The sequence below is a fragment of the Chitinophaga pinensis DSM 2588 genome (assembly GCF_000024005.1).
Taxonomy (GTDB): domain Bacteria; phylum Bacteroidota; class Bacteroidia; order Chitinophagales; family Chitinophagaceae; genus Chitinophaga; species Chitinophaga pinensis.
In genome coordinates, this window is record NC_013132.1 from 779,069 (window position 1) to 790,255 (window position 11,187).

Consider the following 11,187-nt stretch of genomic DNA (forward strand, 5'->3'; position numbering starts at 1 on the left):
CGGGTTAATTTAAGACCTCCTGAAGGTATTAAATCAGTCGTTACGATCGTACATATTTTTCCCGGGATGCGTAGATCCCTTCCATATGTGTGGCGGCCCATTCGGCCAGTGCTTCCATATGTGGTAACAGGCTTGCGCCTCTTTCTGTGAGTGCATACTCTACCCGTGGCGGTATCTCCGGAAAAACCGTTCTGGTGATCAGTCCGTCAGCTTCCAATGATTTGAGGGTAACGGTCAGCATTTTCTGTGAGATATCCCCTATAAAACTATGCAGTTTGTTAAACCGCAATGTGCCTTCTACTCCCAGCACAATGATCACTAACATTGACCATTTGTCACCCAGGCGGTCCAGGACGTTCCTGACAGCGCATTCGCTATCTGCTTCCGAATATTTTTTCCAATCTTCTTTTGTCATAACAAGTTGATAATCAAAATTACTTACTTCCACGTAACAAGCTGATACCCAAGTGCCTTCTTGTCAGCTATCTGGTACGCGATTACCTTTGACTTACCAAAAGTAAGTTAAGGTAATTAGGTAACCAATACTATTAAATCTAAGAAAATGGGTAAAATACTAGTGACAGGCGTAACAGGACATCTTGGTCGTGCCGTATTAGATAAACTGCTGGTAAAAGTGCCGGCATCAAATGTGAAAGTCCTGGTTCGCGATGCGGCCAAAGCGGAGGCATTCAAACCACTGGGCGTAGAGATCGCCATAGGCAGTTATGACGACAAAGCATCCCTGGTGGCTGCTTTTCAGGATACAGACAAACTGTATTTCGTATCCGGCAATGACGTGGCGAATCGCGGTCCGCAGCATGAAAACGTAGTCAATGCTGCTATTGCTGCCAAAGTAGGCCATGTAGTCTACACCAGCGTACAGCGTAAGAGCGAATCCGCGACTTCTTCGCTGGCATTTATAGCATCAACTCACCTGTTGGTAGAAAACCTGCTGAAAGCTTCCGGTCTGCAATATACCATTATGGAGCATGGCTTATATGCTGAGGTGATTCCGATGTTTGTAGGAGACAGAGTACTGGAAACTGGCATTATCTTCCAGCCTGCAGGAGCCGGCAAAACGGCTTACGCATTACGCGAAGATATGGCAGAAGCCGGCGTAGCCGTACTGACAGGAGAGGGGCATGAAAACCGTAATTATGTGATCACGGGTTCAAAAGCAATCTCTTATACAGACATCGCAGCAGCCATTAGTGCAGCTACCGGCAAACAGGTGACTTATGTATCTCCAACTGTGGAAGCATTTAAAGAGGAACTGACCAAAGTAGGTGTGCCGGAGATGTATATTGGTTTGTTTGCAGGCTTCAGTACAGCTGTTAAAGAGGGCGAATTTGAAGAAGTGAGCGGTGATCTGGAAAAACTGATCGGTCGTAAGAGCGGCAGTGTAGAGGCGTATCTGAAAGAGACATACGGCAAATAGGGCTTCTTTTTATAAAGGACAGGAAAAGGTTGCTCCGCTCAGGCGGAGCATTTTTTTATGGCAGATCACAGCCTTCTCCGCAGATCATGAATCCTTCATAGTATGAAGTATGAGAATAGTACAATTCCACCAATACATCTGATGCGGTACCATTCTTTATATATGCAAAACCACCGTCTTCCCGGTCCCACAGGAGGATCCATTTGCCGCTGGCACAAAGCAGACGCAGCAATTCAGGCAGTGTTGGAGGAGCGTCTTCCATTTCATCATCATCTGTTGTGCTTTCCTCATCTGCTGTTCTGTAACACGTTGCCAGAAAGTCATCGAGTCCTTTACCCCAGATACTGATTAATTGCCATTCAATCGCCGCATATGGCGCCGGGATTTTATGAAGCAGGAATTCCGGTGTTGGGCCTTCATAAACAGTGAGTGTAAAGGTCTCCCCATAAGTAGCTTTAGGAGGACCATCAAAACCGGTGATCCCGCCCCATTGCACTTCTTTACGCCGGAAAGGAAGACCAGGGATTACGGTTCCCCGTGGAAGTAATATATCTAAACCCATAGTAATGGTAAATGTACAGTTGGGAGGTCATTCCAGGTCAGTTTTTCCCATTACAAGGCCATTATACCGTTACTATGCCGTTACCGCTACGTTCATGAACGTAGCGGTAACGGCATAGTAACGGTGTTTGTACGTTGTACAACGGAGAATGAAGCGATAGTTAGCTTATTATCAGCTGTTTAGGGGTAATCTGAACGAAGAAACCTCATAACTAAATAATAATCATTTTGTTATTAACAGCAACGCGGCCTCTAACAGCCGGTAGGACTTATATTTCGTAATCCCGGCGGGAGACAGCTATTCCTTGATCTGGACTAATTTTCCATCCTGAAATTTCAGCCAGTTTCCGGCAGGATAATAAAACCAGGTTTCGATAACATGCGCGCCTACCTGCGTTTTTACTCTATCGCTGGGGTAGCCCCAAGCAGCTTCACACATATTCTGGTTCATGCCCATTTTAACTTTACCGTCAGCGATGATGTTCCCGTTCGTAGTTCCAAATTGCTTGATCATTGATTCCCGGTACGCTTTCTGGTCTTTCTGCAACTGTTTCTTGTCAGCTTCTTCTTTCGCCAGCGCAGCATCCTGTGCGGCTTTTTCTTTTTGTTTAAAGGCCAGGTACCTTTCTTCCGACCAGATATAAAACAGCGAGAGCTGTCTATCAAGCGAGCTTCTATCATCTATCTGCACAGCAATTTCTTGCTGGGCATCATTACGGAGGATGAGGTGCAGTTTACCGAAGAAACTTTCGTCGAACAGGAATGTCAGTTCTGTGCATTGCCATTTGCTACCTTGTACATAGTCGAGCGTTTGTTTGTCAAGCGGGTTATAAAAGCTGGTGGGAGCGAATCTTTCCTCGATAAAATAAACGGGTTTATTTACCCAGGTCTGTTTCAGTTTTTCCAGATAGCCTTTGGTGAAAACGGAAATACCAGACTGACGCCGGCCGTAGATTTTCCATTGTACCTTTTCACCATCAGCATCTTTTAAAGTGACCTGCGTCTGGCAAAGATTGTCTTCTTCTTTGAGAACGTCCCAGCCGGTCACTGTAAATGTCTTGTTCTCAAGGGCGCTGTAAGGCGTAACGGCTTCTCCGGAGTAGGCGCTATGCTGTATGTAAATAGGTTTGTACAGATTACTCAGCACATCGTTGTTTTTTTTAGCAGTTGCAGCGGGCAATTTTATTTTGGCAATCGGAATGCCTGCATAACTGATAGACGGGCCACTTCTGGTGGCCTCTTTTGCCGTCCCTGTACCAACACCGGTAAGGGTGGTCTGTTTGTCAGAAAAGAAATCCCGGAAGGTAGTGTCCTGTTTTGCATAGCCTTTAAAGTACGGGCTTCTTTGTGCGAAATAGAATTCCTGACCGATCATGGATGCAGGATCGAACTGGCACTTGATGTTTTCGACGTTGACGGTACTGTCATAGGCTTTTTTTACTGGCTGATTGTTTTGTACGCTGCGATACCCAACTTGTCCCAATGCGGTATGCGCAGTCAGCAAGGCTACGATAAGGGGGAGTTTGTTCATTGACTACGATATAGGGTTTAAAGAGGGGGCAAGGTAGGGATATTTCTGTGCGATAACATATTATGCAAAGTCTATATAAACAATAAAAGCCTCACTGCCGTTTATCAGCAAGGCTTTTATTGTGATTCTGTCAGAGTACTTTACTGACTTTATCAGATGTTTATAATGGTAGATTTCTTCCAGTTTGATCGAGTGGCAGCATGTTTCTGACCAATGTTGCCGGTGCTTCCATCAGGTTTCTCCCATTTTATATCGACATTAATCGATTGGGTTGAATCAACCGATGGCAGTTCATTGGCAGTATATACAAATTGCTTTGAAAAATCCAGGTGGTCGGGAATGCCTTGGCTGGCATCAGACGGGCAAAGTCCACAAGCAGACGGCCACTGTTAAAATTGGATACGTTATAACATATTCCAAAGGAGACTCTCTTCATGGACAGCGTAATCTGTGCTAGAGTCTGGGTAGAAGGAAAACTAACTTTTCCCGCATAAGAGTCTGGCTCCGCATTGTTCGTTGTGAGGTTACTAACATTGCTCCCCGCGTCGTTAAACATGTTATATCTATACAAGGAGTCAATACTATAATAGAGACGGAAGAAAACTGTATCCATTCTATTCTGAACCCTGGTTCAGAACCAGGGATAGATGATGTTGTCGTCCCCGGAATTGTAACAAAAGATACCTGGACCTGATGCTTTCATATATCCAGTACTTCCACGGTAATGTTGCCGCTGCTCGGAATTTTTAAACTTACTCTATTTGTCTGGTTGTGTAGACCCGAATAGGTGTCTACACCATCTTTCTTCATCGTAATAGCATATACTGTGCTGTCTGCGAATGTTTTAGCGCCAGTAGTTCCATTTCAGCTTTTTTGCCGAGGAGGGATGGTCCGGTTACAATTTCACTAATAAAAGTCAGGGTTACGTTTTGAAAACTGGGGCGGAGGAGTATAACTGTAAGCGTTAAATAACTCAATCTTATAGGTAAGGGTATTGATTTGGTAGCGAATATTAGCAAGAACCGTGTCATATACCCCCCGCCTTTCAAAGGAGCTCTTATATTGGTTGGCTTATCCAAATAGAAAAAGTTATTAAAAAAGAAAGGATTTCAGTTTAAGACTGGAATCCTTTTTTGTGGTCCCACCAGGGCATAATCCTAAACTCCCTGATTATTAATCAGGCACTCTAACAAACTGAGCTATAGGACCTACAGGCCAATATTATTATTTTCATGAAATAAGGATCCTGTAATCCCTTTATTGGCAGTGAATAACAACACTACTAGATAGCACAGTTACTAACTAAATTCTCTTTTGTTGCTTCTGGAAGCCAGTTTTTTGTTAACGGATTATTTTGTTTATCCCAGGGAGTTTTAGGCTCAACTTTAAATATTTGCCTAGCTATCTCTGTAGCCACATGTGCGGAAAGTATGGCTGGTACAGCATTACCGATCATAATTAATTGTGCTGTTTTGGTACCCAAAAATACATAACTATCTGGGACAGTTTGGAGCCTCGCACACTCTCTGGGGGAAGTTGCCCTTGGTTCCCGAAAATGAACAAATGGTGCACGGTGATTTTCTTTAACTGCCGGAGATGGGCGTTTTGGATCAAGTTTATACCAGGAATGATTCCAATTAGGATACAATCTTGTTCCGTTTTCCTGCTTTTTAAGTCGCTCTATCATTTCTTCACCATGTACTGTCACTAAATGATTCGCAATAGTATCCGTTTCATTACGCAAAAATTTCTGCAATGGTGTGAGCGGCTGTATTGTATGAAGTTGTGGTTCTTCGTGATTAGGCGAAGGGAGATCTGATAAAGCATCATAAACAGTGAGCCTTTCTTCTCCTCCAAAAAGATTATTGTCTTGTATAGGGGCCTCTGGGAAAATGAACTTTTTACCTTTAAGCACGCCAACTAACATGAAGCGTTTTCTATTTTGAGGCACACGATAATCAGCAGAATTTACAACCTGCCAACTAGTTGCATATCCCATTTTTTCATATTCTTCAATTAAATAATCAATTAGCTGACCTTTTTTTTGTTGGCCTGTTACCCTGATGCCAGCCACATTTTCCATTAAAAATGCTTTAGGTTTTATTTCTTTAATAAATCTCAAAAAGTGAAACACCTGCTCATTTCGTTTGTCATGCATATACTCATCGAGACGCTTTCCTGCAAAACTAAATCCCTGACATGGTGGACCTCCCACAATAATATCTGGTTTACCGCCTATATCTTTTAACACCTCGCTTGTTTCAAGATTGGTCATATCGCAAGGCTTGTTGATAACTTTCAACTTATTTAGCTGAGGATGATTATAATAAAAGGTCTTTACAGCCCAATCATAAAAATCGATGCCACCTACTACTTCGAATGCCTTGGTGAACTCAAATCCCATACTAAGTCCGCCGTATCCACAATAAAGATCTAATACTTTTATTTTTTCCATAATGATACTTATAGTCCGTAGACTAATATACATCAAAAATATAGTTTTCCGCTTTAATCCCTTTCAAATTTGAAAACAAAGCAAGCAAACTTATTAAAACTTGGATTAAAAATTAAACTCCTTCGTCAAGCGCTTGGAATGTCCCAGGAGGAATTAGCTCTGGAAGCGGGACTCGATAGAACATATGTTGGAGGAATTGAACGAGGTGAAAGAAACGTAGCAATTTTAAACCTCATTAAATTAGCCAAGTCTTTAAATACAACACCATCAACCCTTCTAGAGAATATCACATGACTGACAAAGATAAACAATGGCTGGAGGCATTACTACTCACCTTACCCAAACGTCCTAGAACTGTTTTAAGTGTTTTACTTGAAAAAGGACAAGTAAGCACTTATGAGCTTGGACTTATGGGTTACGATCAGCCACCACGTGCTGCTCAGGATCTGAAAGAAGCAGGAGTTAAGCTGGCGACTACAGCTGGTAAGCACCCTAATACAGGTGCAAGAATGGTTATCTATTCTCTAGCAGATGATCAAAGCAGTTCAGTGGCTTTAGGAGGACGAATTGCTTTCCCTAAAGCATTTCGACAATCCATTGAAAAAAGGGATAATTTCAAATGCGTTCTTTGCAACACGCAGTATTCTCCTCGATATTTACAAATCGATCACAAGATTCCCTATATAGTAGGCGGAGACGAACAAGTGCTGAATATTAATGAGTTTCAATTGTTATGTGGTTCTCACCAAAGAATGAAAAGTTGGGAATGTGAACATTGTCCTAATAGAGACGCTAAATCAGAAGAAATTTGTTCAACCTGCTATTGGGCCTCTCCCGGCAACTATACTCACGTTGCAACCCAATATATAAAGGTTGTTTCCTTAAAGTTTGATTCGGAAAAGGAGATGTTAATGCTTGACAATTTGAAAGTTTCAGCTGAACAAAACAATATGCCTCTTGAACAATATATCAAATACCTGATAGCTAAGCTTATCAAAAGCTAAATTATTAAGGGTTACGAACACATAAACGTAATACATAACTGTTAAAAATAATAAATAGCAGCTGTGGTGATCCTTAGTCTGTTTACATCAAAATCTCGCAGTGAATTAACCTTTCACCGTGTATAATTAATTAGGTACCACAGACTATTCAAGAAGAATGGGGTAATTATTTGAAAAATAAATTTCAATCCGGCAAATATCTCCTGACGTACTTGATTTCATGAATGATCCGTCGTTTAATTTGGTCCGGGGAGAGAATGATATAGCGGGGAGGTGAAAATAAAAGCGGCAACTAAACTTAGTTACCGCTTTCTGTGGTCCCACCAGGGCATGATCCTGGGACCCCCTGATTATGAGTCAGGTGCTCTAACCAACTGAGCTATAGGACCTGTTCTTTTCAGAACGAATATTTTGAAACTTTCTTGTGGGTTCCCTTTTCAGGGACCGCAAAAGTAAAACATTCAATTCAATTAACCAACAAGCTATTGACATTTTTATTTATACAGTATACCTCTAATAATAGGACTTCTTAACAGCACTGTATAAATTTGCATTTTCTCATTCACCAGTATATACGATGAAAGGCATTAAACATATCATTTTCGATCTGGGCGGAGTCATTATCAACCTGGATTACCAGCTGACCTACAAGGCATTTGAAGCACTGGGTGTAAAGGAATTCACCAGTTTGTACAATCAGTTCTCACTGAACGCACTCTTTGACGATCTGGAAACGGGTAAGATAGCCCCGGATGTATTCCTGGATGAGATGCAGAAGCATACCGCGCCAGGTACTACGCATCAGCAGATTATTGATGCCTGGAATGCGATGTTGCTGGATTTCCCTTTACGCAGGTTACAGATCCTGCAGCAGTTAAGGCAGCATTACGGATTGTATTTGCTGAGCAATACCAACGAGATTCATATGCAGGCTTTTAATAAAATATTGGAGGAGAGCAGGGGGATACCTTCACTGGCTGCGTTTTTTGATAAGGCGTATTATTCGCACCAGATTGGGTTACGTAAACCTTTTAAGGAATCGTTTCAGTTTGTGCTGGATGAGAATGGCCTGGATCCGGCCGAGACCTTATTTATAGATGACACCCTGCCGAACATTGAAGGCGCGAAGGTGGTTGGCCTGCAAACAATTCATTTACTGCCACCGAAGACGATGGCAGATATTTTCAAATAACGGTCAGGACTACTTGATCTCTTCAAAATCGAGGTAATCTCCTTTGTCAGCTTTAGGGGCGGTAGCACGTTGTTGCTGTTGTTGCTGCGCCTGAGCAGCTTGTCTTTGTGCCTGTTCCTGTTGCTGGTACTGACGGCGAAGATGCTCCTGAATATCTCCCATCTGTCTGCGTACGTGTTTAGTGGACTGATACACAGGTACGATGAAATCGAACACCAGTTTATACAGTAACCAGAACACAAAGGCTAAAAATGCATATTTCAGTATCATAAGGGCAAATTTAGCAGTTAATCTGTTTTCAGGGCGGAAAAAAGAGGGGGTTTAGGTTTTCTTTAACAGCCCTGAAAACAGCTAAAAGTTTATAGGCCAAGGAGTGCCGCGCTTTCGAGCGCAGCCTTTTTGTTGTACTCCCATGCTAATTTACGGTGATTGATCGCATCCACAATAGTACCCACCACACAGAGACCACCTGTCAGAAAGTAGAGTATACCCAATCCGATCTGGTTCAGGATAAAGCGGTGAATACCGGCAGCGCCTACGAGTCCGATAAGGCAGCAGATCAGTATCAGGGAAGGTTCTTTACGGCGACCCTGGTAGATGGCCAGAAAACGCTGGCGGTTTTCGGCAGAGTAATTTCTGGTCAGTTCCTGTAGCCATAAGAGCTCTTCCTGCTCAATGCCGGGAAGGGAGGAGAATGCATAGTCGTTCATGTATAGTGGTTTTTAAGTTCCGCAAAAGACTGCCATTGTAATCTGCCCAGCTGGATGGTCCGGTATACGAGTATCAGAAGTGCGAAGGGACCGAGAAAGTGACTTTGAAATGCCGCTTTCCATTCTCCGTGCAGCAGAAAACTAATCGAGTGACCGAGTCCACAGCCCGGGCACCAGGGGACACCGATACGTTTAAACACACAGAAACCTGGACCATTATTATTGTGGGGATCCATTATATAAAGGAGTATCAGCGCTGTTGGCCAGACGAACAATTCGAAATTAAGGCGTTGTATGTATGCTTTAATTTGCATGTCTGAGAGGGGGCAACAGTTATTAAATATTTTTTAAATCTATGCGGACAGGGAGTTTTCTCTTATTAATTTATTCCCTACAAGTTAAAGAAAATGTTCTTGGATCAAAATAAAATCCTAAATTTGCATAGGAAAATGATACTAACGAAGGGGACTGAGCGGTCCCCTTCTCGTTTTTTTATGGCAAACGAACAAGTGATAACAACGATCCGGGACATGGCTGCAGAGATGCTGTCACCCTATCCGGAATACTTCGTAGTAGATGTGCGGATAAAACCCACGAATAACATAAAACTCTTTGTAGATGGGGACAATGGCGTGCCGGTTGATAAGCTGGTAGCATTCAACCGAAACCTGTACAGCAGGTTGGAAGAGGCAACGCTGTTTCCGGACAATGATTTTTCCCTGGAAGTATCTTCACCCGGACTGGACGAACCGCTGAAACTTCTCCGTCAATACGTAAAGAATATTGGTCGCAAGGTAACTGTTACTTTATTGGATAATTCCGAGAAAGAGGGTACGCTGCTGTCTGCGACAGAAGCGGTTGTGACTATTGAGGAGCAGGTGGGGAAGAAGAAGGAGAAAAAAACCACAGAGATAAATTTAAATGAAATCAAGCACACAAAGGTGTGCATCGTGTTTTAAAATATAATATAACCGAAACATGGCTAGTATTAACCTGATTGAGTCATTCACGGAGTTTAAAGAGGCGGAGAACATTGACCGCCCGACGTTGATGAAAGTGTTGGAAGATGTGTTCAAAACTCTTCTCCGTAAAAAGTATGGCTCTGATGAGAACTTTGACGTGATTGTAAATACTGAGAAGGGTGACCTGGAAATTTTACGCCGCCGTACCATTGTAACAGATGGAGAGGTAGAAGATGATAATGCCCAGATCGCTTATTCGGAAGCCATTTTAGTTGAACCAGACTACCAGGTAGGTGAAGACCTTTATGAGGAAGTAGAGATCCTGGATTTCGGCCGCAGGGCCATCCTGGCTGCAAAGCAGACTCTTTCTGCCCGTATCGGAGACCTTAAAAAGAATATACTTGTCAAGAAATATGCTGACCGTGTCGGTGAAATTGTAACCGGTGAAGTGTACCAGGTATGGAAAAAAGAAGTTTTATTGCTTGATGATGAAAGGAATGAGTTAATTTTACCTAAATCTGAACAAATTCCTACCGATTATTTCAAGAAAGGTGAAAATGTAAGGGCAGTAGTTAAAAAAGTGGAGATGAAGAATAATGCTCCGCTCATCATACTATCCCGCACCCATCCTACCTTCCTGGCTAAATTGCTGGAAATTGAAGTTCCGGAGATCTTTGACGGCCTTATCGTAATTAAGAAAATCGTGCGCGAACCTGGAGAAAGAGCTAAAGTAGCTGTGGAGTCTTATGACGACCGCATCGACCCTGTAGGTGCCTGCGTGGGTATGAAAGGTAGTCGTATTCACGGCATTGTGCGTGAACTGCGTAACGAGAACATAGATATCATTAACTATACCGCTAATATTCAGCTGCTTATCCAGCGTGCGCTCACGCCAGCAAGGATCAGCCGTATGGAGGTAGATAATGAGAATAAATATGCTTCTGTTTTCCTCAAGGCAGATCAGGTATCTCTGGCAATCGGTAAGAAAGGCGTCAATATAAAACTGGCCTGCGAATTGACAGGTTATGAGATTGATGTCTTCCGTGATGAGGAACAGGAACAGGCCGAATACGACATTGACCTGGCAGAATTCTCTGACGAGATCGAAGAATGGGTACTGGATGAACTCAAACGTATTGGTTGTGACACTGCCCGCAGTGTACTTGACCTGACAGTAGAGGAACTGGTACGCCGCTCAGACCTTGAAGAGGAAACAGTAAAAGACATAAGAAGAATACTACAGGAAGAATTTGATAAAGAGTAGGTTCGCACCACTAACTTCCCCGGGATGTGGGCTTGCTCGCCAGAAAGTATTTTTTAGTTATTGTTAATTG

Annotated in this window: 13 protein-coding genes and 2 tRNA genes; 6 read left to right on the forward strand and 9 right to left on the reverse strand. The window is 42.8% G+C overall.

Annotated features, from left to right (window positions below; translation table 11 throughout):
- Window positions 1-40 precede the first annotated feature (40 nt).
- Complete coding sequence (locus CPIN_RS03140) at window positions 41-415, reverse strand: winged helix-turn-helix transcriptional regulator (RefSeq protein WP_012788313.1); 375 nt, start codon at window positions 413-415, stop codon at window positions 41-43.
- Window positions 416-562: 147 nt separating this feature from the next.
- Here CPIN_RS03140 and CPIN_RS03145 point away from each other — a divergent pair, with 147 nt between their 5' ends.
- The gene (locus CPIN_RS03145) at window positions 563-1,438 is read left to right on the forward strand and encodes an SDR family oxidoreductase (protein WP_012788314.1); all 876 of its coding nucleotides are present in this window, start codon (window positions 563-565) and stop codon (window positions 1,436-1,438) included.
- A gap of 55 nt (window positions 1,439-1,493) precedes the next feature.
- Here CPIN_RS03145 and CPIN_RS03150 read toward each other — a convergent pair whose 3' ends face one another.
- The 4 genes from CPIN_RS03150 to CPIN_RS03170 all read right to left on the reverse strand — a co-directional run bounded on the left by CPIN_RS03150 (window position 1,494) and on the right by CPIN_RS03170 (window position 5,985).
- Window positions 1,494-2,000 carry a hypothetical protein gene (locus CPIN_RS03150; protein WP_012788315.1) on the reverse strand — a complete coding sequence of 169 codons (507 nt, stop codon included), beginning with the start codon at window positions 1,998-2,000 and terminating at the stop codon, window positions 1,494-1,496.
- 297 nt (window positions 2,001-2,297) lie between these two features.
- Window positions 2,298-3,530, reverse strand: a complete 1,233-nt coding sequence (locus tag CPIN_RS03155) for a hypothetical protein (RefSeq protein ID WP_012788316.1) — start codon at window positions 3,528-3,530, stop codon at window positions 2,298-2,300.
- Between the two features lie 1,136 nt (window positions 3,531-4,666).
- Window positions 4,667-4,739 (reverse strand) — tRNA-Ile (locus CPIN_RS03165).
- Between the two features lie 73 nt (window positions 4,740-4,812).
- Window positions 4,813-5,985: a DNA cytosine methyltransferase gene (locus CPIN_RS03170; protein WP_012788318.1), complete on the reverse strand. Its 1,173-nt coding sequence runs from the start codon at window positions 5,983-5,985 to the stop codon at window positions 4,813-4,815.
- A 69-nt stretch (window positions 5,986-6,054) separates the two neighbouring features.
- On the opposite strand from CPIN_RS03170, the gene CPIN_RS03175 reads away from it, so the two are divergent.
- Both CPIN_RS03175 and CPIN_RS36285 read left to right on the forward strand, forming a co-directional pair.
- On the forward strand, window positions 6,055-6,279 hold the full coding sequence (locus CPIN_RS03175; RefSeq protein WP_012788319.1) for a helix-turn-helix domain-containing protein: 225 nt from the start codon (window positions 6,055-6,057) through the stop codon (window positions 6,277-6,279).
- Complete coding sequence (locus tag CPIN_RS36285) at window positions 6,276-6,989, forward strand: HNH endonuclease (RefSeq protein ID WP_012788320.1); 714 nt, start codon at window positions 6,276-6,278, stop codon at window positions 6,987-6,989. The genes CPIN_RS03175 and CPIN_RS36285 overlap by 4 nt, the downstream gene beginning before the upstream one ends.
- Before the next feature lie 315 nt (window positions 6,990-7,304).
- Here the strand turns inward: CPIN_RS36285 and CPIN_RS03185 are convergent.
- A tRNA-Ile gene (locus CPIN_RS03185) sits at window positions 7,305-7,378 on the reverse strand.
- Between the two features lie 188 nt (window positions 7,379-7,566).
- Here CPIN_RS03185 and CPIN_RS03190 point away from each other — a divergent pair.
- Complete coding sequence (locus tag CPIN_RS03190) at window positions 7,567-8,181, forward strand: HAD family hydrolase (RefSeq protein WP_012788321.1); 615 nt, start codon at window positions 7,567-7,569, stop codon at window positions 8,179-8,181.
- Window positions 8,182-8,190: 9 nt separating this feature from the next.
- Here CPIN_RS03190 and CPIN_RS03195 read toward each other — a convergent pair whose 3' ends face one another.
- The 3 genes from CPIN_RS03195 to CPIN_RS03205 all read right to left on the reverse strand — a co-directional run bounded on the left by CPIN_RS03195 (window position 8,191) and on the right by CPIN_RS03205 (window position 9,127).
- Window positions 8,191-8,451, reverse strand: a complete 261-nt coding sequence (locus CPIN_RS03195; protein ID WP_012788322.1) for a DUF4834 family protein — start codon at window positions 8,449-8,451, stop codon at window positions 8,191-8,193.
- 89 nt (window positions 8,452-8,540) lie between these two features.
- A complete protein-coding gene (locus CPIN_RS03200; protein ID WP_012788323.1) occupies window positions 8,541-8,891 on the reverse strand; it encodes a TM2 domain-containing protein in 351 nt (116 codons plus the stop codon).
- Entirely contained in the window at window positions 8,888-9,127 is a 240-nt protein-coding gene (locus tag CPIN_RS03205) for a DUF2752 domain-containing protein (RefSeq protein ID WP_052306726.1), read from the reverse strand. The genes CPIN_RS03200 and CPIN_RS03205 overlap by 4 nt, the downstream gene beginning before the upstream one ends.
- A gap of 258 nt (window positions 9,128-9,385) precedes the next feature.
- Between CPIN_RS03205 and CPIN_RS03210 the strand changes: the two genes are divergently transcribed.
- A complete protein-coding gene (locus CPIN_RS03210) occupies window positions 9,386-9,850 on the forward strand; it encodes a ribosome maturation factor RimP (RefSeq protein ID WP_044217752.1) in 465 nt (154 codons plus the stop codon).
- Between the two features lie 19 nt (window positions 9,851-9,869).
- Window positions 9,870-11,117, forward strand: a complete 1,248-nt coding sequence (gene nusA / locus CPIN_RS03215) for a transcription termination factor NusA (RefSeq protein WP_012788326.1) — start codon at window positions 9,870-9,872, stop codon at window positions 11,115-11,117.
- Window positions 11,118-11,187 lie beyond the last annotated feature (70 nt).

Bases quoted from the DNA above. Each gene is read 5' to 3' on its own strand.
- CPIN_RS03200 (WP_012788323.1), bottom strand. From the start codon at position 8,891: ATGAACGACTATGCATTCTCCTCCCTTCCCGGCATTGAGCAGGAAGAG.
- CPIN_RS03195 (WP_012788322.1), bottom strand. From the start codon at position 8,451: ATGATACTGAAATATGCATTTTTAGCCTTTGTGTTCTGGTTACTGTAT.
- CPIN_RS03150 (WP_012788315.1), bottom strand. From the start codon at position 2,000: ATGGGTTTAGATATATTACTTCCACGGGGAACCGTAATCCCTGGTCTT.
- CPIN_RS03210 (WP_044217752.1), top strand. From the start codon at position 9,386: ATGGCAAACGAACAAGTGATAACAACGATCCGGGACATGGCTGCAGAG.
- CPIN_RS03145 (WP_012788314.1), top strand. From the start codon at position 563: ATGGGTAAAATACTAGTGACAGGCGTAACAGGACATCTTGGTCGTGCC.
- nusA (WP_012788326.1), top strand. From the start codon at position 9,870: ATGGCTAGTATTAACCTGATTGAGTCATTCACGGAGTTTAAAGAGGCG.
- CPIN_RS03140 (WP_012788313.1), bottom strand. From the start codon at position 415: ATGACAAAAGAAGATTGGAAAAAATATTCGGAAGCAGATAGCGAATGC.
- CPIN_RS03155 (WP_012788316.1), bottom strand. From the start codon at position 3,530: ATGAACAAACTCCCCCTTATCGTAGCCTTGCTGACTGCGCATACCGCA.
- CPIN_RS03170 (WP_012788318.1), bottom strand. From the start codon at position 5,985: ATGGAAAAAATAAAAGTATTAGATCTTTATTGTGGATACGGCGGACTT.
- CPIN_RS36285 (WP_012788320.1), top strand. From the start codon at position 6,276: ATGACTGACAAAGATAAACAATGGCTGGAGGCATTACTACTCACCTTA.
- CPIN_RS03190 (WP_012788321.1), top strand. From the start codon at position 7,567: ATGAAAGGCATTAAACATATCATTTTCGATCTGGGCGGAGTCATTATC.
- CPIN_RS03205 (WP_052306726.1), bottom strand. From the start codon at position 9,127: ATGGATCCCCACAATAATAATGGTCCAGGTTTCTGTGTGTTTAAACGT.